Raw genomic sequence first — 24,164 nt, 5'->3', positions numbered from 1 at the left:
CCGGGCCGGCTCGATGGCGCCATGCCCGTCGTATGAAGGACCGTGTACGCAGGTGTACTGCGCAGCCGGTCCGGAGACCCTGTGCCGTGTCGGGCCGCGACGGAGCGGCCCGGCCGAACGGAGGTCACGATGCGGTCACTCATTGGTCGGAGCCGTCCCGGGAGGGAGGGCGGTGCGGCGAGGCTGCTGCAACTCCTCGCGGGCGCCCTGGCGATGGCCCTCGCCGTCGCCGGGCTGATGTTCGCGGCGGCCGGGCCCGCGGCGGCGCAGCCCCCGCCGCCGAACAATCTGGAGGACGTCCAGGCCGTCACCTACAACCTCCAGGGCGCGGGCAGTGGCGACGACGCCGACAAGTGGGTGAAGGACCTGCCGCAGCTCATCGACCTGAACTACAACATGATCGCGATCCAGGAGGCCGGCCCCGCGCAGGCGGTGCCGGGGTCGTTCCTCGGGCTGCTCCCGACCGCGCCCGGCCAGCAGCCGGTGCAGGTCTTCCAGTGGAACGTGGCCACCCAGAGCCGTCAGGAGGTCTTCTACATCTACTACCTGCGGACCGACTTCGGCGGGAACCGGGTCAACCTGGCCATCGTCACCCCGTGGTACACCAACCAGGTCCTGTACGCCCCCAACAACGGGTCGCGTCCCGCCTTCGGGATCCGGATCAACAACGCGTCGTACTGGACGGCGCACGCGGACTCCAACGGCGGCCAGGCGAACAACGCGGAGTCCACCCTGGGCGCCATCGCGGCCGCCTCGCCCAACGCCAACTGGCTCGCCATGGGGGACTGGAACCGCGACCCCGACGAGCTGCCGGTCACGGCGCCCGCCGGAGCCGTGCAGTACCGCAGCGCCCGGTACACCGTGGGCTTCTACACCGGCAACCTGGCCGAGGCGGACTACTTCTTCACCGGCCGCCCGCTGGCCGCGGGCGCGCTGTACGAGGGGGAGCGGCTGAACGCCATGAGCAGCGACCACACCCCCGTCGGCCTGCTGCCGCTCGCGCTGCGCGGCGGCGCGGAGGCGGTCGAGCTGCGCAGCCGCGGTGACGACGGGAACCGCCTGACCGTTCCGGACGGCGACACCGCCGACGGGACGACCGTGATCACCTATCCCCCCACCAGTCGTACCGGCGGGCAGGCCGCGGTCCCCGACGCGGGCCCCGAACAGACCTGGCGCCCGCAGCCCTTCCTGGGCCTGCCGGCCTTCATCCTGGTCAACCAGCGGACCGGCAAGTGCATGGACGTCCGCAACGGCACCGCCAACCAGCGGGACCTGGTCGTCCAGAACACCTGCTCGGGCCAGACCACCCAGGCCTGGTACTTCCACCCCGGCCCCGACGACTCGGCCACCGGCGTGCTGGTGAACGGCTACCACACCAACAGCTGCCTCGACGTCCTCGGCGCCCACGGCAACGCCGGGTCGGCCGCCATCTCGCCCTGCGGCCCCCAGGACTCCCAGCAGTGGGAGCTCGCCACCCGGGAGTCCTCCGCCATCGCCAGCGTCAGCAACGGCGACCGCCTGCTCGACGTCGAGGGCGCCGCCCTGGACAACACCGCCCACGTGGTCACCCAGAGCCTCAACGGCGGAGCCGACCAGTACTGGCACCTCGACTCCAGCGGCCCGGGCACCTTCACCATCGTCAACGAGAAGTCGGGCAAGTGCCTGGACGTCCACGACGGGCTCCACGCGCGCGCCGGCGACTGGACCGACCAGTACGACTGCGCGGGCCAGCCCACCCAGAACTGGACCTTCACCACCGGCCCCAACGGCAGCGTGCACCTGGTGAACACCTACTACGGCTGGGACCTGGACGTGCTGCGCAACCTGACCGGCGACGACCGCTGGGTCGGCGTCTTCCCGGACACCGGTGGCACCAACCAGCTCTGGACGTTCCAGAGCTGACCACGCTCCCAGCCTGACCAGGCCCCGGGAACAGCACTCGGGAACAGCACTCGCGCACGGCTGGAGCCCCAGGTCGTCCTCGACCTGCTCTTCCGCCGCTTCCCGGCGCTGCGCCTGGCCGTACCGGAGGACGAACTGCGGTGGCAGGAGAGCCGGCTGACCGGCGGACCGCTCGCCCTGCCCGTCACCTGGTAGGGGCGCTGCGCTCAGCCCAGCACCCGCCCGAGGAAGCCGCGCAGGTAACCGGCGACGACGTCCAGGTGGCTCTCCAACAGGAAGTGCCCGCCGTCGATCAGGTGCACCTCGGCGTCCTCGGCGTCGCGGGCGAAGGCCTGCGCGCCGGCCGGGCCGAAGATCTCGTCGTTGCGGCCCCACACGGCGAGCACCGGGACCCCGCTGGTGCGCAGGAACTCGTGCAGCAGCGGGTAGAGCGGGCGGTTGTTGCGGTAGTCGCGGAACAGCGCCAGCTGGACCTCGTCGTTCCCCACGCGGGAGACGAGGGCCGCGTCGTGCTCCCAGGTGTCCGGGCTGACCAGGCTCGGGTCGGGCACGCCGTGCAGGTACTGCCAGCGGATGGCGTCGATGCCCAGCGCGGCGCGGACGGCGGGTACGGTGGCGGGCCCGGGGTCCTCCGCGTAGGCCCAGAGGCCGCTCCAGAACGACTCGACGAAGCCGTCCTCGTAGCCGTTGCCGTTCTGGGTGACGAGGGTGGAGATCCGCTCCGGGTGCCGGAGCGCGAGGCGCCATCCGATGGGGGCGCCGTAGTCCTGGACGTAGAGGGCGTAGCGGTCCAGGCCCAGGTGGTCGAGCAGTCCGGAGGCGAGTTCGGCGAGCGCGTCGAAGGTGTAGCCGAACTCGGTGGCGAGGGGAGCGGCGGAGTGGCCGAAGCCGAGGTGGTCCGGCGCGATGACGTGGTAGTCGTCGGCCAGCAGCGGGATGAGTTCGCGGAACATGAACGAGCTGGTCGGGAAGCCGTGCAGCAGGACGATCGCGGGGGCGTCGGCGGGGCCGGCCTCGCGGTAGAAGATCTCGTGGCCGCCGATGGTGGCGGTCCGGTGGTGCACCGAGCCCGCCGAACTGGCACTGCTGCGCGAGGCTCGGGAAACCCTGTGGAACACCGTCCGCGGCCAGACCCCGCCCACCGCACTGGCCCCGCTGCTCCAAGGGGTCCACCAGCTCCCCGAACTCACCGCGGACGGCCTCCGGTGGACGCTCAGGACCCCGCCGCACGCCCGGCTGGCCGTCGAGATGATCCTTGCCTGGGCCGCCACCGAAGAACAGCTCCCTGGCCGACTGCGCCCCTGCGCCAACGACCAGTGCCGCCTGTTCCTCCTCGACCGCAGCCGCGCCAACCGCGCCCGCTGGTGCTCCATGGCCACCTGCGGCAACCGCGAAAAGGCCCGCCGCCACTACGAACGCACCCGCTGATCCTGGCCGGCACGCACCACGAAGACTGCTCCCGGCACCTGCGGGGGGCAGCCCTGCTCGCGCCGCGTCTCCTTCGTCCGGTCCTCAGGGATCCCACGGGTAGCGGTCGAGACCTGACAGGGCGCACATGCCCCACGCCTCCGGATTCCGGACCGAGACATATTGCGTTAGAGCGCACTCCAACTCCTAGGTTCGGAAGCATGCGATACGTCAAACTCGGAACGACCGGACTGGAAGTCTCCGCCATCACCCTCGGCTGCATGAGCTTCGGCGAGCCGGACCGGGGTGGCGAGCCCTGGTCGCTGGGCGCGGACGCGAGCCGGGACATCATCAAGCAAGCCCTCGAAGGCGGCGTCAACTTCCTCGACACGGCCAATGGGTACAGCGCCGGAAGCAGTGAGGAGATCGTCGGCCAAGCGGTCAAGGACTTCACCCGGCGCGAGGAGGTCGTTCTCGCCACCAAGGTCTGGATGCGGATGCGCCCCGGCCCGAACGGTGCCGGGCTGTCCCGCAAGGCGATCTTCGCTGAACTCGACGCCTCCCTGAAGCGATTGGGGACCGACTACATCGACCTGTACCAGATCCACCGCTGGGACTACGACACCCCGATCGAGGAAACCCTCGAGGCACTGCACGACGCGGTCAAGTCCGGGAAGGTCCGCTACATCGGAGCCTCCTCCATGCACGCCTGGCAGTTCACCAAGGCCCTGTACCTGGCTGACCTGAACGGCTGGACCCGGTTCGTGTCGATGCAGGACCACTACAACCTCATCCACCGGGAAGCAGAGCGGGAGATGCTCCCGCTCTGCGCCGACCAGGGCATCGGTGTCATCCCGTGGAGCCCGCTGGCGCGGGGCAGGCTGACGCGGGCCCGGGACACCGCCACGGCGCGTGCCGAGACCGACGCGGGCGGCAAGATCCTCTACCGCGACGAGGACCAGGCGGTGGCCGAGCGCGTCCATGAGATCGCGGGCAAGCGAGGTCTGTCCCCGGCCCAGGTCGCCCTGGCCTGGGTCATGCGCAACCCGGTGGTGACCTCGCCCATCGTCGGGGTCACCAAGCCGGCCCAGCTGGCCGACGCGGTCGCCGCTGTGGACGTCGAACTCGACGAAGACGAGGCCGCCTACCTGGAGGAGCCCTACCAGCCGCACGAGGCCGCCTACCTGGAGGAGTCCTTCTACAAGCCGCACCCTGCGGTGGGCTCCCGGTAGTCCGGGCTGCCGCCGCCTTCGACGAGTCCTTGGCCTCGGCCTTCGCAGCCCTGTGGTCGGCCCGGCGGTGTCGCGCGCCACCGTCCCCAGGTCGGCGAGCACCCGCAGCGGCAGCACCACGTTCTTCGCGACGGCCAGAAGCGGACCTGCCGCATCTGTTGATCGGTGGTGTGTCATGGGTGGTGGGGGGGGGCGCCCGGGCCCCCCGCCCCCCACGTTCGGTCAGGCCCGCTCGGCCCGAAGGATCTCGACCCCCCCCGCGCCGCGATCCGAAGAGGGCCGGGACGAGGGTGAGGACCACCATCACGAGGACCGCGCCGAGGAGCGTGGCCGCCAGCCACGACGCCGACGGATAGCTCACCGAACCGCTAGCGCTGTACCGCGAAGGCGCCTCGGTGCCGGTACAGGCCGGTCTCGCGCTGACGCTGAACAACCTATCGAACCGGTGGGCTGGGGCGGGCCGGGATGAGGAGGCGCTGGCCGCGATCGAGGAGGCGGTGGATCTGCACGGCGCCGCGATCGATGCCAGTCTCGATGACGTCGCCTCATGCCTCAGCAACCTCGCCGTTCGCCTGGGCAGCCTGCACCGATGGAACGTCGCCGAAACAGCCCTGGCCGAGAGCACCAAGATCCGGTTGAAACTCAACCTGACGAACCCCGGGGTGAACGAGGCGGATCTCGCACAGTCGCGCGCGATCGCAGCCTGGTTGGAGGACAGAAGGGCAGCCAGGGGGACTTACTGATCGTTTCAAAATGAGTCGAGCTGCGCTCTTGTGCTCAATGATCTTGGTTGGCAGGGTGTCCGGGTGTCCGGGTGCGCGTTGATCTTGTGCCGGATGACCTGTGGGAGCGGGTGGCTCCGCTGCTGCCGCCCGCTCCCGAACGACGCCGTCGCCATCCCGGGCGGCTGCGCGTCCCCGACCGGGCGGCCCTGGCCGGCAACATCTATGTGCTGCGGACCGGTGTCGCATGGCCGATGTCCCCGCGCAGACCGTGGGCTGCTCCGGAATCACGGCCTGGCGCCGACTGCGGGACTGGACCGAGGTCGGCGTCTGGCCCCGCCTGCTGACCGAACTGCGCCGCGCGGACCTGCTGGACCTGGACGGGAGTCGGGCCGTTAGGGCGGACGACGATGCTGTACGCCGCCCCGCTCAGGCGGGTGGAACTACAACCGCCTGAGCGGCAGCGGGAGTTCCAGCAGTGCCATGGTCTCGCGGAGGGCGAACCTGATGCCCCCAGGCAGGCGCGGGCACCGAGGCAGAACGGGAAGTAGGTGCCCAAGCACCCGACCGCACCACCTACATCCCCTTCGGCGCCAGCCCCGGCAAGTGCGTAGGCGACCGCCTCGCACTCGCCGAAGCAACCGTCGCCCTCGCCACCATCACCCGCACTGCACGCGTGATCCCCGTCAACCGCAATCCCCTGCGCGCTCGACCGGTCATGCTCCTTCATCCCCGTTGAGTGATCATGAAAGCAGCCGCCCGGTCGGAGGGAGGCACGGCAGAACGGTGATTTGCCCGATGGCCGAGCCGAGTTCCGGGCGCTGCCTTGGTGGCAGCTCCGGCACGACCAGTAGGACACTTCACCCGTGTACCCAGATCGACTTCCCGGTCCGGGACTCGTGGAGGAAACGGCAGAACAGCACCAGGTTCAACGCATAGGTCTCGATACCATTCGTCGCCCGCGCCGCCGCCAGGCGGCTTCGGATTCTACAAACCGAGTCGTTTCCAGAAGATCAACTGACTTTCACTCAGGGTGTGGTGATCGTCGTGTAGTCCATGTGCAGGGCAACGGCAAGCTGCGATCGTCACCCTGTGCAGGTTGTGCGACGGCCGCAGCGGCCCGAAGCTGATGGCTCGAACCTCCCGAAGCACTACAGGAGTTGGTCGATATCGAAGACGGCGGTTACCGGCGCGTGGTCGCTCCAGCGCTCGGCATGGGAGGCCGGTCGCTCGACGTAGGCCTCGACGGCGGTGTCCGCAAGTTTCCGACTGGCCGTCAGAAGGTCGATCCTCCAGCCGGAGTCGTTGTCGAAGGCGCGGCCGCGGTAGGACCACCAGGAGTAGGGGCCGGTGCGGTCGGGGTGGAGGGCGCGGACGACGTCGGTGTAGCCGGCCTCGTCGTAGACGCGGGAGAGCCAGGCGCGTTCTTCGGGGAGGAAGCCGGCGGACTTCTGGTTGGCCTTCCAGTTCTTGAGGTCCTCCGGGCGGTGGGCGATGTTCCAGTCGCCGCAGACGACGACCTCGCGGCCGTCGGCGGCGGCGCGGGCGCGCAGGGCGATGAGGTGGACGAGGAATTCCGCCATGAAGCGTTCCTTCTCGTCCTGGCGCTCGGTGCCCACTTCGCCGGAGGGGAGGTAGAGGCTGGCGATGGTCAGGCCGGGGAGGTCGATTTCGACATACCTGCCCGAATTGTCGAATTCCTCGGAGCCGAATCCGATCGCCGTGCGCTGGGGCTTCTCGCGGGAGAGGATGGCGACGCCGGCCCGGCCCTTGGTGGCCGCGGGGGCCCACACGGCGTGCCAGCCGTCCAGGTCGCGCAGTTCGACGGGCAGCTGCTCGGGTTCGGAGCGCACCTCTTGCAGGCAGACGACGTCCGCCTCGGTGCCGGCCAGCCATTCGACGAAGCCCTTCTTGGCCGCCGCCCGGATTCCGTTCACGTTCACACTCGTCACCACGATCACCCGGGCAGCCTACCGACTGGCCGCACCCGACCCGAATCGTGACGCGCGGCGGGTGGCGGCTCGAAGGTGGCAGTGGCTGACAGAAGCTGTCGTGAACGCGGCATGAAATGTGCGCCGCCCCCGTGGAGCCGCGTCATTGGTCTTGACCATCTCCGGACGGAGCCCCTAGGGTCACTTACTGCAAGGACCTTTAATAAAGAAGGACGGATAAAGGCCCGCTCTCCACCTGCCGCGACAGCGGATCGTGGACCCGGGATCCGCCCTCCTTGTCGCAGGGCGGACATCAGCAGGGTGGAGGACGCGGTGGGAACGACTGGACAGCTTTCTGCGGTGCCGGAGCCGAAGTACTGGCACCTGCGCACCGTGCTGCTGCGGGCCATCGACTCGGAGTTCTCGACCGGTCAGGTGCTGCCCAACGAGCGTGAGCTCTCGGCCCGCTTCGGCGTGGCGCGGGCGACGCTGCGGCAGGCGCTCGACCAGCTGGAGCTGGAGGGCCGCCTGGTGCGCCGCCGGGGGATCGGCACCCTGATCGCCGCTCCGCGGGTCGGTGTGCCGGTCAACCGACAGGAGGAGGGCTGGCCGGGCGCCGCGCGCAGCCAGGCCTGGCGGACGGTCGACTGCACCACCGCCCCCGCCTCCGCGCAGCTGGCGAAGGGCCTGGGCATCGCCGAGGGCGCCACCGTGCACACCGTGCGCCGGGTCCGTCTGCTGGAGGGCCGCGCGGTGGCCACCGAGTCGCTGCACGTCCCGGCCGCCACCCTGCCGCACCTGCCGGGCTTCCGCGCCGAGAGCGACCGCGCCCGTTCGGTGCTGCGCCAGCTGGAGCGGGTGGAGGTCGACGGCGAGTCCCGCTCGGTCGAGCTGGGGGTCGCCGAGGCCGAGCAGGCCGCCCTGCTGGAGCGCCCGCCCGGCGCGCCGGTCCTGGTGATGACCACCCAGTACGCCTCGGCCGGGCGGCTGGTGGCGCTGGCCGTCGCCACCTACCGGGCGGACACCTGCAAGCTGACCTTCGGCGAGACCGGACTGGTCGAGGTCACTCCGGTCGGCGCGACGGCCGAGGTCCGTACCGCCTCCTGAACCATCTTCCGGAAACCCTCAGGCACTGGCCCGGACGCCAACTGGCGTCCGGGCCAGTGCCGTTGAGAGGGGGCCGCCCGGCCTCAGGCCCGCGGCGGGTCCACCGCGAAGAGCTGCTCCTCGACGTGGTCGAGGGCCACCCGCAGGGCCCCCATCGCCACCACCTCCGAGCCGAGCGCCGCCAGGGCGACCTCCGGGGCGCGCAGGGTGAGCTGGGCGAGGCGTTCGCGCAGCGGGTCCAGGACGCCGTCGAGGCCGGCCGCCCAGCCGCCGATCACCACCAGCTGCGGGTCGATGGCCAGGACGAGCGCGGCGACGCCCTGGACGAGGCGGGCCAGGAAGCGGTCCTTGGCGACCTTGGCGACCTCGTCGCCCTCCCGGGCCAGCCGCAGTACCCGGGCCACGGCGGCCTCGTCCAGCGGGTTGAGCGGCTTGCCGGTGGTGGACAGCAGGCGCTCGGGGGTGACCTCCTGGCCGAGCAGGTGCAGCGCGCCGATCTCGCCGGCCGCGCCGCCGAAGCCGCGGTGCAGCTTGCCGCCGATGAGCGAGCCGGCGCCCGGACTGAGGCCGGCCATCACGAAGACGACGTCGTCGGCACCGACCGCCGACCCCTGCCAGTGCTCGGCGATGGCGGCCAGGTTGGCGTCGTTCTCGATCAGGACCGGGCAGCGGAAGGAGCGCCGCAGCCGGGCGCCGAGGTCCAGGCCGGTCCAGCCGGGCATCGCGGTGCCGAGCCGGATGGTGCCCTCGCGGTCCACGATGCCGGGGGTGCCGACGCCGACCGCCCACAGGTTGTCGCGGGAGATGCCGGCCTTGCGCAGCACCTCGGCGACGGCGGTGCGTACGGCGGAGAGCCGCTCCTCGGCCTCCAGGGTCTCGTCCACCGGCTTGAAGTGGCTGCCCACCACCTCGCCGGTGAGGTCGGCCAGGATGACCCGGATGTCGTGCACGCCGATCTCGATGCCGAGGATGTGCCCGGCCTCGGCGCGGAAGCGGAACCAGCGGGCCGGGCGGCCGCGGCGGCCGGTGCCCGGCTGGCCGTCCTCCCTCGGCTGCTCGACCTCGGCGACCAGCCCGGTCTCGACCAGGCCCTCGATCACGCCCTCGACGGTCGGGCGGGAGAGCCCGGTCTCGCCGACGAGCTGAGTGAGGGTCACGGAGTGGCCGTTCCGCAGCGCCCGGAGCGTGACCGCCGCGTTGATCCGCCGCAGCAGCGAGGAGTCTCCTCCGGTGAGCCGATCCGACAATGCGATGCCCTTCGCCGTTCGCGCGACTGCCCTGGCGCGCGGTGTCGAGTGCGCGGTGCCCACCGAATGGCCCGCGGGGGGTGCGCCCCCGGAGAACGCGGCACGGCGGCAGGGGGCCGCCTGCGCGAGGGCCGGAGGACAAGCCGGAGCCTACCCGGGGACCGGCCCGAGCGGCGAGGATCCTCGCAGCTCATCACGGCTTCGGTATCGAAATGGTACGGATCGGGTGGCGGTGCGTGATCCGGATTTCACCACTCGGCCACGGACGGCGGTCAGCGAGCAGCAGGGGAGCGGTCAGGGGACGGTCAGGGAGCGGCCAGGAGGCGCTCAGGGCGCGGCCAGGGCGGGCTCGGAAAGCGGCCGCCGCCGATCCGTCAGTCCACCCGGGCCGCGAACAGCCGCTGCCCCAGCAGCCCCATCGGGTGGCCGTCCTCCGGCAGCGTCAGCACCGTCGGACAGCCCGCGGCGGTGAGCGCCGCCCGCCAGTGCTCCGCGGGGTGGGCGGTGAGGCGCTGGGCGTCGTCGCCGGTGATCAGCAGGTCGAGCTGTTCGGCGGTGGGCGCGAGCAGCAGCAGTCGGCCGCCGGGGGAGAGCAGCCGGACCAGCGCCGGGACCTCCTCGGCCGTCCGTCCGCGCGCGGCGGCCACCACGACGTCGTAGCGGCCGCCGTCGGGGGCGAGATGGTGTTCGGCGTGCTGCCGGGGCCGGCCGGTGAGGGCGCGGGCGACGGCTCCTTCGCCGCCCTCGGGGTCGAGTTCGAGGACGCGCAGCGGTATCGGCGCGGTGTGGGCTTCGGCGGCGGCGCGCACCAGTGCGCCGAGGGCGGCGCCGAGGTAGCCGCGGGCGGCGGCCCAGCGGACCGGGGCGGCGGCCGGGCGGGGCGCCTCCTCGCCGGTGATCAGCCGGGGCAGCCGTAGCGCGCCGCGCCGGACCCGGTCCAGGGCGGCGGCCGGGCCGAGCCCGTCGGCCCAGGCTTCGACGGCCGGGCGCCAGGCGTCCCGGACGGCGGCGGCGGCTGGGCCGGGGCCGCCGCGGAAGACCGGGCCCTGGGCTCCGCCGTCCTGGCGGGTGATCAGGCCGTGCCGGGCGAGCGCGTCCAGCCAGCGGGCGACCCGGGGGCGCTGGGCGGGGGTGACCAGGGCGGTGGCCAGCACCTCGGCCTCGGGGTAGCCGCGCGCCGGGTCGGTGAGCACGCCGGACTGCTGGAGGGTGTGCAGCAGGGCGGTGAGCACGGCCCGGTCGAGATGGGCGCCGAACTCGCGGACCTGGGGGGCGGTGACGCCGATGCTGTGCTTCCAGGCGGCGGCGGAGGCGCTCTCGGCGTCGGCGCGCAGCCGTCGGTCGGCGGCCTCGGCGTTGCTGTCCGGGGCCCGGACGTGGGCGAGGACGGCGCCGAGCGCGTCGACGGCGGCGTACACGTCCTCCTGCCGGGGCTCGGGGCCGACGTGCAGGACCAGGCGCAGCGTGCCGAGGTCGTGGGCGTCGAGGCCGGGCTGCCGGCTGAGCCGCCAGAGCAGGGCGGAGGGCAGGCTGAGGTGGGTGGCCCGGCTGGCGGCGACGGTGGCGAGCTGCTGTTCGGGCCGCTGCTCGGGGTCGCCGCAGTGGACGGTGCCGCCGGCCAGCAGGGTGGCGAGGGCGAGGTCGACGGCGAGGTCGGTGACCGGGTGCAGCACGGTGTGCCGGATCGGCGGGGTGCCGAGGACGCCGGCCCAGTAGCGCAGCCGCTGCTCGGCGGCGCGGGCGGCGGAGGGCGGCAGCGCGGCGTGCTCGGCGACGCGCTGGGCGAGGGCCCGGGGCAGGCCGCCCGGCGGGGAGACGCCGAGCAGCAGGCCGATGCCGCTGATCGTGCGCCCGTCGGCGACGACGGCGGGCCGTTCGCCGAGTTCGCGCAGGGCGCTGACCAGGGCGGGAGTCGTGGGCACGGTGGACACTCCGGGGTGCGGGGGGAAACCGCACTACTGAATCACGTGGTCAGGGCGGGGGAGGCCCTCGGGAAGTCAAACTTCCGTAATGATTTTCATATCGGATATCCAAGCTGTCGAGACGCAGCCACCGCGAAGCGGTCGGAACTTCACATTCCGGCAGGTCTGTGCGATCCCTTGACAGGTGGTTCGGGTACTGGATCAATGGACCGAAACGTACCTGACCGAACGATCGGTAGGTCGTTCGGAGCGGACCCGGAGCGCGCAGTACGGCGAACGGGCCGAGCAGCGAAGGAGCGACGATGACCGGCAGTGCACCCGTCCCGCGCCGACACCTCGGGGAGCCGATCCCGCCCGGGCTCCTGGACGCCGGCGAGCGGATGGGTCCGGAGGAACTGCGCGCCCACCAGCTCACCCGGCTGCGGGCCACCCTGCGGCACGCGTACGACAACGTCGAGATCTACCGCAGGAAGTTCGACGCCGCCGGAGTCCGCCCCGAGGACTGCCGCACCCTCGCCGACCTCGCCCGCTTCCCCTTCACCACCAAGGCCGACCTGCGCGAGGGCTACCCCTTCGGGATGTTCGCCGTCCCCATGGAGCAGGTCCGCCGGATCCACGCCTCCAGCGGCACCACCGGGCTGCCGACCGTGGTCGGCTACACCGACAACGACCTCTCCATGTGGGCCGACGTGGTCGCCCGCTCGATCCGCGCGGCCGGCGGCCGACCCGGCCACAAGGTGCACATCGCCTACGGCTACGGGCTGTTCACCGGCGGCCTGGGCGCCCACTACGGCGCCGAACGGGCCGGCTGCACCGTCATCCCGGCCTCCGGCGGCATGACGGCCCGCCAGGTGCGGCTGATCCTGGACTTCGAGCCCGAGATCATCATGGTCACCCCGTCCTACCTGCTGACCCTCCTGGACGAGTTCGAGAAGCAGGGCGTCGACCCGCGCAGCACCTCGCTGCGGGTGGGCATCTTCGGCGCCGAGCCCTGGACGGAGGAGATGCGGCGCGAGATCGAGGAGCGGCTCGACCTGCACGCCGTCGACATCTACGGCCTCTCCGAGGTGGTCGGCCCGGGCATCGCGCAGGAGTGCGTGGAGACCAAGGACGGGCTGCACATCTGGGAGGACCACTTCTACCCGGAGATCGTCGACCCGTTCTCGGATGAGGCACTGCCCGACGGGGAGGGCGGCGAACTGGTCTTCACCTCCCTCACCAAGGAGGCGCTGCCGATCATCCGCTACCGCACCCGCGACCTCAGCCGGCTGCTGCCCGGCACCGCGCGGCCGGCCTTCCGGCGGATGGAAAAGGTCACCGGGCGCAGCGACGACATGATCATCCTGCGCGGGGTGAACGTCTTCCCGACCCAGATCGAGGAGATCCTGCTGCGCACCCCGGGCGTCGCGCCGCACTTCCAGCTGCGGCTCGGCCGGCAGGGGCGGCTGGACACGATGGCCGTCCGGGTCGAGGCCCGGCCGGAGGCCTCGGCCGAGCAGCGGGAGGCGGCGCGGGGCGCGATCGTCGCCGCGGTGAAGGACGGGGTGGGGATCACGGTCGCGGCCGAGGTGGTGGACCCGTACACCCTGGAGCGTTCGGTCGGGAAGATCCGGCGGGTGGTGGACGAGCGGGGACAATAGCCGCGAGGGTGGGGACAATAGGCGCACAGGGGTCACATGCCGTGCGGGGGTGGGCATGCGCGCCCCCGCACGGGCTCTATGCTGCGGGCATGCCGAGCGAGTTGCGCACCCTTCAGCCCGCCGAGGACCTCGCCTTCATCCGGCGGGAGACCGAGCTGAAGCCCGTCCCCTTCGTGCCCGAGATCCGCCTGCACATGGCCGAGGACGCCATCGCCCTGTGGGAGACCACCGAACGGGCGCGCGGGCAGGCCGGGCTGCCGCCGCCGTTCTGGGCCTTCGCCTGGGCGGGCGGCGTGGCGGTCGCCCGCTACGTCCTGGACCACCCCCAACTGGTCGCCGGCCGTACCGTGTTGGACGTCGCGGCCGGCTCGGGGCTGGTCGGGGTGGCCGCCGCGCTGCGCGGGGCGACGGACGTACGGGCCGCCGAGATCGACGCCTACGCGGTGGCCGCGATCGGACTGAACGCCGAGGCCAACGGGGTCGGGGTGGCCGGCGCCCTGGTGGACCTGGTGGACGGGGACGGCGGCCCGGCCGAGGTGGTGCTCGCCGGCGACGTCTTCTACGAACGGGCCATGGCCGCCCGCTTCCTGCCCTTCCTGGAGCGGGCCGCCGCCCGCGGCGCGACCGTCATCGTCGGCGACCCGGGCCGGGCCTACCTGCCCCGGGAACGGTTCACCGCGGTGGCGGCGTACCAGGTGCCGGTGGTCGCGGACCTGGAGGACACCGCGGTCAAGACCACCACGGTGTGGCGACTCGGCTGACGCCGGCTCACTCCATGGAGTGGCCGTCCGAGCCGCGAAATTCCCGGCGGGGCGGCGGAGGCGGCTGCTGGACAGGCGGGCATGAACGACCCGAACAGCCAGGACGCCCCCGCCATCGCGCTGCGCGCCGCCACCGCCGAGGAGATCCCCGCGCTGCTCGCCCTCTGGGGCCGGGCCGCCAAGGGCGCCGGCATCACGGACGACGAGGCGGGGGTGGCCGCGCTGCTCGCCCGGGACCCGCACTGCCTGATCGTCGCCACCCCGGCCGACGATCCGGCGACCCTCCTGGGCACGGTGATCGCGGGCTGGGACGGTTGGCGCTGTCATCTGTACCGCCTGGCCGTCGACCCCGAGCACCGTCGCCGGGGCATCGGCGCCGCCCTGCTGGCGGTGGCCGAGGAGCGCTTCGCCGCGCTCGGCGGGCGGCGCGCCGACGCGATGGTGCTGGACGACAACGCCCTCGGCCACCGCACCTGGCAGGCGGCCGGCTATCGGCCCGAGCCGCAGTGGAGCCGGTGGGTCAAGCCGCTGCCCTGACCCCGCCCCTGTTCCCGCCCGGTCGGGGCGGGAACAAGGAGCGGGGAGCGAGGAGCGGGGAGCCGGGTGGCTCAGCCGCGCAGGCGGGCCAGCCAGGCCTCGACCTCGTCGGAGGTGCGGGGGAGGTCGGCGGAGAGGTTCTCGTTGCCGTCCTCGGTGACCAGGATGTCGTCCTCGATCCGCACCCCGATGCCCCGGTACTCCTCCGGCACCGTCAGGTCGTTCTCCTGGAAGTAGATGCCCGGCTCGACGGTGAGCACCATGCCCGGCTTGAGCGGGCCGTCGAGGTGCTCCTCGGTGCGGGAGTGGGCGCAGTCGTGGACGTCGAGGCCCAGCATGTGGCCGGTGCCGGCCAGGGTGAAGCGGCGGTGCAGGCCCAGCTCGTACACCTTGTCCGCGCTCAGGTCGCCGAACAGGCCCCAGGAGGTGAGGTGTTCGGCGAGCTCGCGCTGGGCGGCGTGGTGGAAGTCACGGAACTGGCCGCCCGGCTTGACGGCCGCGATGCCGGCCTCCTGGGCCGCGAAGACGGCGTCGTAGACCTTGCGCTGGATGTCGGTGAAGCGGCCGCTGACCGGCAGGGTGCGGGTGATGTCGGCGGTGTAGAGGTGGTTGGTCTCCACGCCGGCGTCGAGCAGCAGCAGGTCGCCGGGCTTGGCGTGGCCGTTGTTGCGCACCCAGTGCAGGGTGGTGGCGTGCGGGCCGGCAGCGGCGATGATGCCGTAGCCCACGTCGTTGCCCTCGGTGCGGGCGCGCAGGAAGAAGGTGCCCTCGATCAGCCGCTCGGAGGTGTCGGAGTCGGTGCCGAGGACGCGCACCACGTCCTCGAAGCCGCGGGCGGTCGCCGCGCAGGCGAAGCGCATCTCCTCGATCTCCCACGCGTCCTTGACCAGGCGCAGGCCGGACAGGAAGACCTCGAACTCGTCGTCCCGCTCGGCGGACGCGCGGCCCGCGAGGGCCGCCTCCACGCCCGCGTCGTGCCGGCGCAGCACCCGGACGGGGCCGGTGGCGGCGCTCAGGTCGGCGTGGACGGTGCGCACGTCGCGGCAGGGCAGGCCGAACAGCCGCTCGCTCTCGGTCAGGCTGTTGCGGCGCCCGTCCCACAGCTCGCCGTGGCCGTCCAGCCAGAACTCCCCGTTGTCGACGCGGGAGCGGCCGCGCAGGTAGAGCACGGCCTCGTGGCCGCTGTCGCCGGTCGGGGTGAGCACCAGGACGGCGTCCTCGGACTGGTCGCCGGTCAGGTAGGCGTAGTCGGAGGACGGGCGGAACGGGTAGTCGGTGTCGTTGGCCCGCACCTTGGGGTTGCCGGCCGGGATCACCAGCTGCTCGCCCGGGAAGGCGGCGGACAGCGCCGCGCGGCGGCGGGCGGTGTACGGGGCCTGGGCGACCGGCTCCAGGGCGGTGCGCTCGGTGTCGGCCCAGCCCTGGGTCATGTTGGCGGCGAGCTCGTCCGTGACGCCTCGGGTCAGGCCGTTCTTGCGGTACTTGATGGTGTCGGCGGGCTCGGTCACGGCGGACTCTCCAGTCGAGGGCGTAGGGATGCGAGGTGCTTCGCTACGCGGACCTGCCAAGTGCATAACGAGCGTTATGCACCGTATATCGAACAGCGCTCGGAGAGAAGAGGCGGGGTGGGTCGGATGGGCCGTCAACCGGCGAACCCGCCGCTCAGCCCCGGGGCGCGAACGGTGCGGTAACGGCCCGTGAATTGTTCCCCGGGCCGGATGGACTCCCCGGCCGCCCCCGGCGCCCGGCGGGCATCATGGGCCGCGACCGGGACGTCGCGGGAGAGGGAGTCGACCGATGGGAAGGCCGATGGGAAAGCCGAAAGCGGAGTTCGGCTGCGCGAAGTGCTACGGCGAGGACGAGCGGGCGGCGTGGCGGTGGCAGCGGGAGGGATTCGAGTCCGAGACCGAGGTGGTGGACGGCTCGCACTTCTCCGTCGACCTCAAGCGCTGCCGGGACTGCTCGCAGCGGTTCGTCTGGATCTTCACCGAGGTCATCGACTGGATGGGCGGGGACGACGCCCAGTTCGTGGCGATCATGCCGGTCAGCGAGGCCGAGGCCGCCGACCTGGTGGCCGGCGCCCTGCGACCCCGTGAACTCGGCCGGCTCGGCCGCGGCCGCCGCCACCTGCACCACGACTGGCCCACCGGCGGCGCGGCCCACCTCCACTGGGACTCCGACCTGTTCACGGTCGAGGACTGGCGCTGAGTCCCGTGGTGTCCCGCTGATTCAGCCGTCGTTGAGGGCGTAGCTGCGGAAGGTGGCGAGCAGCGGCAGCACCTCGGTCTTGCCGGGGTCCTCGGTGACGGCCCGCATCGCGTCGATCACCGTGGCCGCGATGATCTTGGTGACGGAGAGGTCGTCCGCGGCGGCGAGGGTGCCCCAGGCCTTCAGGGTCTGGGTGAGCAGCGCGCTCATCCGGGCGCCGATGTTGGAGCTGACGGCGTCGGAGATCTCGGCGATCTCCTCGTCGCTCATGGTGGCGCGCAACCCGAAGGCCAGCGCCATCAGGGTATCCATCGCGTGTTCGCCGTACGCGGCGACCAGCGCCGGCAGCGGTCGTTCACCGGGGCCGCCCGCCGCCAGGGCGGACAGTGCCTCGTCGTCGTCCTTCCACGCCGCCTCCAGGGCGGCCAAGGCCCGCAGGGCCTCGTCCACGGTCAGCCCGTCTGTCATGGAAGGAACGGTATTGAGCCGCCCCCGGCTTGCGACAGGGGTGGCCGCCGGGATCACACCTTCGAGCGAAGCGGGGCCGATTCGGGCCGATGGACGCGCGCGAAGTGCTCCGCGTCCCAGCTGCCGCCCAGCTCGGGCGCCAGCGAGGCCCGGGCGAGGGCCGCGAAGTCCTCGGCGGTGCCCGCCCGTTCCGGCAGCGCGCCGAGCAGCGGGGCGCCGGCCGAGCGGGGGAGGTCGGCGAGGTTGCAGCGCTCGGCGAGGCCGGGCTCGGCGGGCCAGGAGCCGACCAGGACGCCCGCGAGGGGCAGTGCGCGGGCCGCCAGCGCCTCCGCCGTGAGCGAGACGATGTTCAGGGTGCCGAGCCCGGCGGAGGCGACCAGCAGGACCTCGGCCGGGAGCCCCGCGTCCAGCACCGCCCGAGCCTGGTCGGCCAGCGTGCGGCCCCGGTCGTCGTAGCGGACCAGCAGCCCGCCCGCGCCCTCCACCAGCACGAGGTCGTGGCCGGCGGCCAGTTCGGCGACCTCCGAGGCCACCGCGGCCGGATCCAGGTACGGCAGGCCGGCCCGCCGGGCGGCGGTGTCGGGGGCCAGCGGCTCGGGGTAGCGCACCAGCTCACGGAACGTCAGATCGCCCGCCAGGCGCCGGACTTCACCGGCGTCTCCGGGCTCGTCGGCGCTCACCCCGGTCTGTCCGGGCTTGAGCACGGCGACCTTCCGGCCGGCCCGCAGCGCCGCCGAGGCGACGGCCGCGGTGGCGACGGTCTTGCCGACGTCGGTGTTCGTCCCCGTCACGAACAGGATGCGCGCGCTCATCCGGCCACCGCCGCGGCGGTCACGGCGGCCGCGATCCCGGCCACGTCCTCGTCCTGCGTCACATACGGGGGCATGGTGTAGACCAGATCCCGGAACGGCCGCAGCCAGACGCCCTCCCGGGCCGCCGCCTCGGTCGCCGCCGCGACGTCCACCGGGTGGTCCAACTGCACGACACCGATGGCACCCCGGACGCGTACGTCCTTCACGCCCGGCAGGCCGGCGGCCGCCGAGAGGCCCTCGGCCAGCCCGGTCTCGATCCGCTTGACCTCCAGCGACCAGTCCTGCCCGAGCAGCAGCTCCAGCGAGGCGTTGGCCACCGCGCAGGCCAGCGGGTTGCCCATGAACGTCGGCCCGTGGGCGAGCACCGGCACCTCGCCGCGGCTGATCCCGTCCGCGACCTCGCTGGTGCACAGCGCGGCGGCCAGCGTCAGATAGCCGCCGGTCAGCGCCTTGCCCAGGCACATCACGTCCGGCGAGACGCCCGCGTGGTCGGCGGCGAACAGCGCGCCGCTGCGCCCGAAGCCGGTGGCGATCTCGTCGAAGACCAGCAGCACCCCGTAGCGGTCGCACAGTTCGCGCAGCATCCGCAGGTAGGCGGGGGAGTGGAAGCGCATCCCGCCCGCGCCCTGGACCACCGGCTCGACGATCACGGCGGCCAGCTCGTCGGCATGACGGGCCATCAACTCCTCGAACCCGGCGGCGTATGCGGGATCGAGCGGGGCGTCGAACCCGGCCGGCGGCTCCGGGGCGAAGAGCTGTCCGGGCAGCACCCCGCCCCACAGGTGGTGCATCCCGCCGTCCGGGTCGCACACCGACATCGGGTGGAAGGTGTCCCCGTGGTAGCCGCCGCGCCAGGTGAGCAGCCGGCGCTTGGCCGGCCGCCCGATCGACTGCCAGTACTGGAGGCACATCTTCATCGCGACCTCGACGGCCACCGAGCCCGAGTCGGCGAGGAAGACGTGCCGCAGCGGCTCCGGGGTGATCTCCACCAGGGTCGCGGCCAGCCGGACGGCGGGCTCGTGGGTGAGCCCGCCGAACATCACATGGCTCATCCGCCCCAGCTGGTCGCGCACGGCCTCGTCCAGCACCGGGTGCCGGTAGCCGTGGATCGCCGCCCACCAGGAGGACATCCCGTCCACCAGCTCGCGCCGCCCGCCGGCGACCGGCTCGGCCAGCCGCAGCCGCACCCCCGAGGCGGACTCGACCAGGTACGGCGTGGCCGTCCCCGGCATCGGCCCGTACGGGTGCCAGACGTGGGCGCGGTCGAGGGCGAGCAGGTCGGTGGTGGACGGCTGGAGCATGGTGCGTTCTCCGGTGGGTCGGAACTGTCAGGCGTTGGGCGCGAGTTCGGTGCCGGCGCCGCGGCGGCGGACCTTCACGAGATCGCTGCGGAGCTCGTCTCCGGCGTCCTCCTGGGCCTCCTGGACCTCTTGGGCGGCGGAGGCCTCGGAGGCGGAGGCGTCCGGGGCGTGGGCGTGCCCGCCGCACGGGCCGCAGCCCCCGCCGCTGCCGCAGGCCGAGGCCGCGGTGCCGCAGGAGCCGCCCGCGTGGGCGGCCGCGGCCGCCTCGGCGAGGTCGGCGCGGTGGCGGGGCAGGGTGGCCTCGCCGGCGCCCTCGACCTCGAAGCCGGCGTCCTTGATCATGTCGAGGTCGGCCTGCCCGGCCTGGCCCTCGCTGGTCAGGTAGTCGCCGAGGAAGATGGAGTTGGCGATGTGCAGGCCGAGCGGCTGCATCGAGCGCAGGTGCACCTCGCGCCCGCCCGCGATCCGCACCTCGGTGTCCGGGTTGACGAAGCGGACCATCGCCAGGATGCGCAGGCAGCGCTGCGGGGTGAGGTTCCACTCCTTGGCGAGCGGGGTGCCCTCGAACGGGATCAGGAAGTTGACCGGGACGGAGTCCGAGCCCAGCTCACGCAGCGCGAACACCACGTCGACCAGGTCCTCGTCGCTCTCGCCCATGCCGGCGATCAGGCCGGAGCAGGCGGACAGGCCCGCGCCGTGCGCCTTCTGCACGGTGTCCACCCGGTCCGCGTAGGTGTGGGTCTTGGTGATCTGCCCGTAGGTGTTCTCGGAGGTGTTCAGGTTGTGGTTGTACGCGTCGGCGCCGGCCGCCTTGAGCCGCTCCGCCTGGTTGTCGGAGAGCAGGCCCAGGCAGACGCAGATCTCGACCGCGGGGTCGGCCTCCTTGATGGCGGCCATGGTGTCGGTGACCCGGTCGATGTCACGGTCCGTCGGGCCGCGGCCGCTGGCGACCAGGCAGACCCGCTTGGCACCGCCCGCCACCCCGGCGCGGGCGGCGTCGGCGGCCTGGTCCGGCTTGAGCCAGGTGTACTTGAGGATCTCGGCCTTGGACCCGAGCCGCTGCGAGCAGTACGAGCAGTCCTCGGGACAGAGCCCGCTCTTCAGGTTCACCAGGTAGTTGAGCTTGACCCGGCGGCCGAACCAGCGCCGGCGCACCTTGCCGGCCGCGGCGACCACGTCGAGCAGCTCGTCGTCGGTGGTGGCGAGGACGGCCAGGGCCTCTTCGCGGGTCGGGACTTCGCCGCGCAGGCCCTTGGCGGTGAGGGTATCGAGCAGATCCATGGGGCGATCCTGCCTTCTGGGGCTCAAGCGGCGCCAGAGCAAACCCGCCAGAAGATCGGCGCGAGGATGTGCCGATTGCCACAGTACGGCGTCCGCAGTGGGGAATGTCACGGCTGCGCCGCTGGTCAGGAGCTTGACGAGGTGCCGGGCGGCCGGTTGCCGACGGGTGGCGGACGGCCGCGGCGGACGGTGGTCCGCAACCCCCGACCCCGTGATCCACGCCACCCGGCGGTTGCTTAGAATCTGCGCCATGACCACGCAGGGGGAGCGCACCCAGACTCCGGGAGAGGGCCGGGTGGACCGGGCAGAGCAGCGGGTCGGCGGGGGCGCCGACCCCGAAGGGGACAAGGGCCGCGGCCGACGGTTGACGGGACGTCGGGCGGCCGGCTGGATCGTCCTGGTCGGGGTGGTCGCGGCCGGCGGATGGATCATCACCCGCCCGATGCCCGGCGACTACATACCCGGGCTCGGCCCCTCCACCAAGGACTCCGCCCGGACACCGAAGGTGGTGGGCGCCCCGCCGCCGCCCACCGACCCCGGGGCCCTCAACGTCGACAACCTCTTCCCCGCCCAGCGGGTGGTCGAGGTCGGCGGCTACAAGGCCCGGCGCAACGGCGTCCGGCAGGGCGAGAACTGCGCCGAGGTGCTCCAGGACCGCGCCCAGGACCCGCTGAAGGACACCGGCTGCCAGTCCTACCTGACCGTCAGCTTCACCGGACAGGACCACCCGGTGCTCAGCAGCGTCACCATGCTGCGCTTCCCCGACCAGGCCACCGCCGCCAGGGCCGCCGACGCCCTGCGGGCCAAGCCCGGCGCGGTCGCCTTCATCCTGGCCGACACCACCACCGCCACCGCGCAGCCCGCGGGCGCCAAGCCCGGCGGCGAGCCGCGGGTCGAGACGGTCGGGCACTACGTGACGGTCACCAGCTCGCGGCCGGGCGACGCCCGTCCGGCGAGCACCACCACCGCACCCGCCCCGGGCCCGACCCCCGCCGCCCCGACGCCCACCGCCCCGGGCACCGGCGGCGAGCCCGACCTGGACGAGGCCACCCGGGCGCTGTCCTACGCGGCCGGCCAGCCCTTCGTCTGGATGTGACGAACGGCTGGGATGTGACGAACCGCGAAGGGCCCGGCGCACCCGCGCCGGGCCCTTCGCGATCCGGGTGAGCCGGGCTCAGCCGCCGAGCCGGTCCACCGCCGTCACCCGCAGCACCGCCCGGCCCTCCTCGTCGGAGCCGTACAGGTCGACCTCGGCGCTGATGCCCCAGTCGTGGTCGCCCTCCGGGTCGTCGAAGATCTGCCGGACCTTCCAGGAGGAGTCCTCCTCCTCGATGATCAGCATCTTCGGGCCGCGCGCGTTCGGGCCGGTGCCGAGGTCGTCGTACTCGTCCCAGTACCCGTCCATGGCGTCCGCCCAGCGGTCCGCGTCCCAGCCGTACTCGCCGTCCAGCTCGCCGAGCTCGTCCCAGTGCTCCAGCGCGCACAGCTCGACCCGGCGGAACATCTCGTTGCGCACCAGCACCCGGAACGCGCGGGCGTTGGCGGTGACCGGCGCCGGCTTGTCGTCCAGCCGCACCTCGGCGGTCTGCGCCTCGGTCGGGTTGGCCAGCTGCTCCCACTCGTCCAGCAGGCTGGAGTCGACCTGGCGGACCAGCTCGCCGAGCCAGGCGATGACGTCCTTGAGGTCGTCGGTCTTCACGTCCTCGGGGACGGTCTGCTCCAGCGCCTTGAACGCGCCCGCCAGGTAGCGCAGCACGATGCCCTCGGTGCGGGCCAGCTCGTAGAAGCCGACGTAGTCCGAGAAGGTCATCGCCCGCTCGTACAGGTCGCGGACCACGGACTTCGGCTGGAGCTGGTGGTCGCCGATCCACGGGTGCGCCCGGCGGTACACCTCGTAGGCGTGGGTGAGCAGCTCCTCCAGCGGCTTCGGGTAGGTGATCTCCTGGAGCCGCTCCATCCGCTCCTCGTACTCGATGCCGTCGCGCTTCATCTCGCCGACGGCCTCGCCGCGCGCCTTGTTCTGCTGGGCGGCGAGGATCTGGCGCGGGTCGTCCAGGGTCGCCTCGACCACCGAGATGACGTCCATCGCGTACGAGGGGGAGGTCGGGTCGAGCAGCTCGAAGGAGGCCAGCGCGAAGGTGGACAGCGGCTGGTTGAGCGCGAAGTTCTCCTGGAGGTCCAGGGTGAGGCGCACGATCCGGCCCTCGGCGTCCGGCTCCGGCAGCCGCTCCACCACGCCGCCCTCCAGCAGCGAGCGGTAGATGGCGATCGCGGTGCGGATGTGGCGGCGCTGCGCGGCCTTGTCCTCGTGGTTGTCGGTGAGCAGCTTGCGCATCGCCTCGAAGGCGTTGCCCGGGCGGCCGATCACCGACAGCAGCATCGCGTGGCTCACCTTGAACCGGGAGACCAGCGGCTCCGGGTCGGCGGCGATCAGCTTCTCGAAGGTCTCCTCGCTCCAGCCGACGAAGCCCTCCGGCGCCTTCTTGCGCACCACCTTGCGCTTCTTCTTCGGGTCGTCCCCGGCCTTGGCGATCGCCTTGTCGTTCTCGATCACGTGCTCCGGCGCCTGCGCCACCACCTGGCCGACGGTGTCGAAGCCGGCCCGGCCGGCCCGGCCGGCGATCTGGTGGAACTCGCGGGCGCGCAGGATCCGCACCCGCTGACCGTCGTACTTGGACAGGGCGGTGAACAACACCGTGCGGATCGGCACGTTGACGCCGACGCCGAGCGTGTCGGTGCCGCAGATCACCTTCAACAGGCCCGCCTGGGCGAGGCGTTCGACCAGGCGGCGGTACTTCGGCAGCATGCCCGCGTGGTGCACGCCGATGCCGTGGCGCACGAAACGGGACAGGTTGCGGCCGAACTTGGTGGTGAAGCGGAAGTTGCCGATCAGGTCGGCGATGGCCTCCTTCTCCGCCTTCGAGCACATGTTGATGCTCATCAGCGACTGGGCCCGCTCCACCGCCTCCTTCTGCGTGAAGTGCACGACGTAGACCGGCGCCTGGCCGGTCTGGAGCAGCTCCTCCAGGGTGTCGTGCATCGAGGTGCGGCGGTACTCGTAGAACAGCGGCACCGGGCGGGTCGCGTTGCGCACCACCGTGGTCGGACGGCCCGTGCGGCGGGTCAGGTCCTCCTCGAAGCGACGGACGTCGCCGAGCGTCGCCGACATCAGCAGGAACTGCGCCTGCGGCAGCTCCAGCAGCGGGATCTGCCACGCCCAGCCGCGGTCCGGCTCGGCGTAGAAGTGGAACTCGTCCATGACCACCTGGCCGATGTCCGCCCGGGTGCCGTCGCGCAGCGCGATCTGGGCGAGCACCTCGGCGGTGCAGCAGATGATCGGCGCGGTCGGGTTCACGCTCGCGTCGCCGGTCATCATGCCGACCTGCTCGGTGCCGAACATCTTCACCAGGTCGAAGAACTTCTCCGACACCAGCGCCTTGATCGGGGCGGTGTAGAAGGTCCGCTGCCCCTCCGCCAGCGCCGCGAAGTGCGCGCCCGCCGCCACCAGGCTCTTGCCCGAGCCGGTCGGCGTCGCGAGGATCACGTTGTTCCCCGACACCAGCTCGATCAGGGCCTCCTCCTGCGCCGGGTACAGCGTGATCCCCCGCTCCTCCGCCCAGGCTGCGAACGTCTCGTACAGCGCGTCGGGGGTGGCGGGCTTCGGCATCAGATCAAGGAGGGTCACC

At 72.4% G+C, this 24,164-nt stretch carries 20 protein-coding genes and 1 pseudogene; 11 read left to right on the top strand and 10 right to left on the bottom strand.

The window, feature by feature from the left end; genetic code table 11:
• The first annotated feature begins 129 nt into the window (after nucleotides 1-129).
• A complete protein-coding gene (locus tag QWJ13_RS28040; protein ID WP_316527930.1) occupies nucleotides 130-1,902 on the top strand; it encodes an RICIN domain-containing protein in 1,773 nt (590 codons plus the stop codon).
• A 206-nt stretch (nucleotides 1,903-2,108) separates the two neighbouring features.
• On the opposite strand, the gene QWJ13_RS28035 is transcribed toward QWJ13_RS28040, so the two are convergent.
• Nucleotides 2,109-2,966 (bottom strand): alpha/beta fold hydrolase, encoded by an 858-nt coding sequence (locus QWJ13_RS28035; RefSeq protein ID WP_316527928.1) that lies wholly within the window; start codon nucleotides 2,964-2,966, stop codon nucleotides 2,109-2,111.
• Here QWJ13_RS28035 and QWJ13_RS28030 point away from each other — a divergent pair.
• The 4 genes and pseudogenes from QWJ13_RS28030 to QWJ13_RS28015 all read left to right on the top strand — a co-directional run.
• A pseudogene (locus QWJ13_RS28030) lies at nucleotides 2,936-3,330 on the top strand (CGNR zinc finger domain-containing protein); the annotation flags it as partial. The gene QWJ13_RS28035 and the pseudogene QWJ13_RS28030 overlap by 31 nt on opposite strands.
• Nucleotides 3,331-3,530: 200 nt before the next feature.
• Complete coding sequence (locus tag QWJ13_RS28025; protein WP_316527926.1) at nucleotides 3,531-4,541, top strand: aldo/keto reductase; 1,011 nt, start codon at nucleotides 3,531-3,533, stop codon at nucleotides 4,539-4,541.
• A gap of 395 nt (nucleotides 4,542-4,936) precedes the next feature.
• Entirely contained in the window at nucleotides 4,937-5,284 is a 348-nt protein-coding gene (locus tag QWJ13_RS28020; RefSeq protein ID WP_316527925.1) for a tetratricopeptide repeat protein, read from the top strand.
• 71 nt (nucleotides 5,285-5,355) lie between these two features.
• On the top strand, nucleotides 5,356-5,610 hold the full coding sequence (locus tag QWJ13_RS28015) for a transposase (RefSeq protein ID WP_432277616.1): 255 nt from the start codon (nucleotides 5,356-5,358) through the stop codon (nucleotides 5,608-5,610).
• Nucleotides 5,611-6,414: 804 nt separating this feature from the next.
• On the opposite strand, the gene QWJ13_RS28005 is transcribed toward QWJ13_RS28015, so the two are convergent.
• Nucleotides 6,415-7,224 carry an exodeoxyribonuclease III gene (locus QWJ13_RS28005; protein ID WP_316527924.1) on the bottom strand — a complete coding sequence of 270 codons (810 nt, stop codon included), beginning with the start codon at nucleotides 7,222-7,224 and terminating at the stop codon, nucleotides 6,415-6,417.
• A 303-nt stretch (nucleotides 7,225-7,527) separates the two neighbouring features.
• On the opposite strand from QWJ13_RS28005, the gene QWJ13_RS28000 reads away from it, so the two are divergent.
• Nucleotides 7,528-8,301, top strand: a complete 774-nt coding sequence (locus tag QWJ13_RS28000; RefSeq protein WP_316527923.1) for a GntR family transcriptional regulator — start codon at nucleotides 7,528-7,530, stop codon at nucleotides 8,299-8,301.
• A gap of 83 nt (nucleotides 8,302-8,384) precedes the next feature.
• Here QWJ13_RS28000 and QWJ13_RS27995 read toward each other — a convergent pair whose 3' ends face one another.
• Nucleotides 8,385-9,548: an ROK family protein gene (locus tag QWJ13_RS27995; RefSeq protein ID WP_316527922.1), complete on the bottom strand. Its 1,164-nt coding sequence runs from the start codon at nucleotides 9,546-9,548 to the stop codon at nucleotides 8,385-8,387.
• A gap of 374 nt (nucleotides 9,549-9,922) precedes the next feature.
• The gene (locus QWJ13_RS27990; RefSeq protein ID WP_316527921.1) at nucleotides 9,923-11,470 is read right to left on the bottom strand and encodes a hypothetical protein; all 1,548 of its coding nucleotides are present in this window, start codon (nucleotides 11,468-11,470) and stop codon (nucleotides 9,923-9,925) included.
• A gap of 302 nt (nucleotides 11,471-11,772) precedes the next feature.
• Between QWJ13_RS27990 and paaK the strand changes: the two genes are divergently transcribed.
• The 3 genes from paaK to QWJ13_RS27975 all read left to right on the top strand — a co-directional run bounded on the left by paaK (nucleotide 11,773) and on the right by QWJ13_RS27975 (nucleotide 14,408).
• Complete coding sequence (gene paaK / locus QWJ13_RS27985; protein WP_316527919.1) at nucleotides 11,773-13,110, top strand: phenylacetate--CoA ligase PaaK; 1,338 nt, start codon at nucleotides 11,773-11,775, stop codon at nucleotides 13,108-13,110.
• Between the two features lie 89 nt (nucleotides 13,111-13,199).
• Nucleotides 13,200-13,871 (top strand): class I SAM-dependent methyltransferase, encoded by a 672-nt coding sequence (locus QWJ13_RS27980; RefSeq protein WP_316527918.1) that lies wholly within the window; start codon nucleotides 13,200-13,202, stop codon nucleotides 13,869-13,871.
• Between the two features lie 81 nt (nucleotides 13,872-13,952).
• Nucleotides 13,953-14,408 carry a GNAT family N-acetyltransferase gene (locus tag QWJ13_RS27975; protein WP_316527917.1) on the top strand — a complete coding sequence of 152 codons (456 nt, stop codon included), beginning with the start codon at nucleotides 13,953-13,955 and terminating at the stop codon, nucleotides 14,406-14,408.
• 71 nt (nucleotides 14,409-14,479) lie between these two features.
• Here the strand turns inward: QWJ13_RS27975 and QWJ13_RS27970 are convergent, their stop codons facing one another.
• Nucleotides 14,480-15,982 (bottom strand): aminopeptidase P family protein, encoded by a 1,503-nt coding sequence (locus QWJ13_RS27970; RefSeq protein ID WP_316527915.1) that lies wholly within the window; start codon nucleotides 15,980-15,982, stop codon nucleotides 14,480-14,482.
• A gap of 235 nt (nucleotides 15,983-16,217) precedes the next feature.
• On the opposite strand from QWJ13_RS27970, the gene QWJ13_RS27965 reads away from it, so the two are divergent.
• On the top strand, nucleotides 16,218-16,616 hold the full coding sequence (locus tag QWJ13_RS27965) for a hypothetical protein (RefSeq protein ID WP_316527912.1): 399 nt from the start codon (nucleotides 16,218-16,220) through the stop codon (nucleotides 16,614-16,616).
• A gap of 21 nt (nucleotides 16,617-16,637) precedes the next feature.
• On the opposite strand, the gene QWJ13_RS27960 is transcribed toward QWJ13_RS27965, so the two are convergent.
• From QWJ13_RS27960 to bioB, 4 genes are read right to left on the bottom strand one after another with little or no spacing between them, the layout of a single operon-like run.
• Nucleotides 16,638-17,084 (bottom strand): hypothetical protein, encoded by a 447-nt coding sequence (locus QWJ13_RS27960; RefSeq protein WP_316527910.1) that lies wholly within the window; start codon nucleotides 17,082-17,084, stop codon nucleotides 16,638-16,640.
• Nucleotides 17,085-17,137: 53 nt separating this feature from the next.
• On the bottom strand, nucleotides 17,138-17,896 hold the full coding sequence (gene bioD / locus QWJ13_RS27955) for a dethiobiotin synthase (RefSeq protein WP_316527909.1): 759 nt from the start codon (nucleotides 17,894-17,896) through the stop codon (nucleotides 17,138-17,140).
• Nucleotides 17,893-19,197 carry an adenosylmethionine--8-amino-7-oxononanoate transaminase gene (locus QWJ13_RS27950; protein WP_316527908.1) on the bottom strand — a complete coding sequence of 435 codons (1,305 nt, stop codon included), beginning with the start codon at nucleotides 19,195-19,197 and terminating at the stop codon, nucleotides 17,893-17,895. The genes bioD and QWJ13_RS27950 overlap by 4 nt, the downstream gene beginning before the upstream one ends.
• A gap of 27 nt (nucleotides 19,198-19,224) precedes the next feature.
• A complete protein-coding gene (bioB, locus tag QWJ13_RS27945; protein ID WP_316527907.1) occupies nucleotides 19,225-20,478 on the bottom strand; it encodes a biotin synthase BioB in 1,254 nt (417 codons plus the stop codon).
• Between the two features lie 250 nt (nucleotides 20,479-20,728).
• On the opposite strand from bioB, the gene QWJ13_RS27940 reads away from it, so the two are divergent.
• Nucleotides 20,729-21,574 (top strand): hypothetical protein, encoded by an 846-nt coding sequence (locus QWJ13_RS27940; protein WP_316527905.1) that lies wholly within the window; start codon nucleotides 20,729-20,731, stop codon nucleotides 21,572-21,574.
• A 78-nt stretch (nucleotides 21,575-21,652) separates the two neighbouring features.
• Here QWJ13_RS27940 and QWJ13_RS27935 read toward each other — a convergent pair whose 3' ends face one another.
• Nucleotides 21,653-24,145, bottom strand: coding sequence for a DEAD/DEAH box helicase (locus QWJ13_RS27935; protein ID WP_432277624.1), 2,493 nt, complete (start codon nucleotides 24,143-24,145; stop codon nucleotides 21,653-21,655).
• Nucleotides 24,146-24,164: the final 19 nt, after the last annotated feature.

Origin of the sequence: Kitasatospora brasiliensis (assembly GCF_032654805.1) — a bacterium.
GTDB classification, from domain to species: Bacteria; Actinomycetota; Actinomycetes; order Streptomycetales; family Streptomycetaceae; genus Kitasatospora; species Kitasatospora brasiliensis.
Note: the sequence above shows the minus strand (reverse complement) of the source record. Positions and strands in the feature narration are given on the sequence as shown.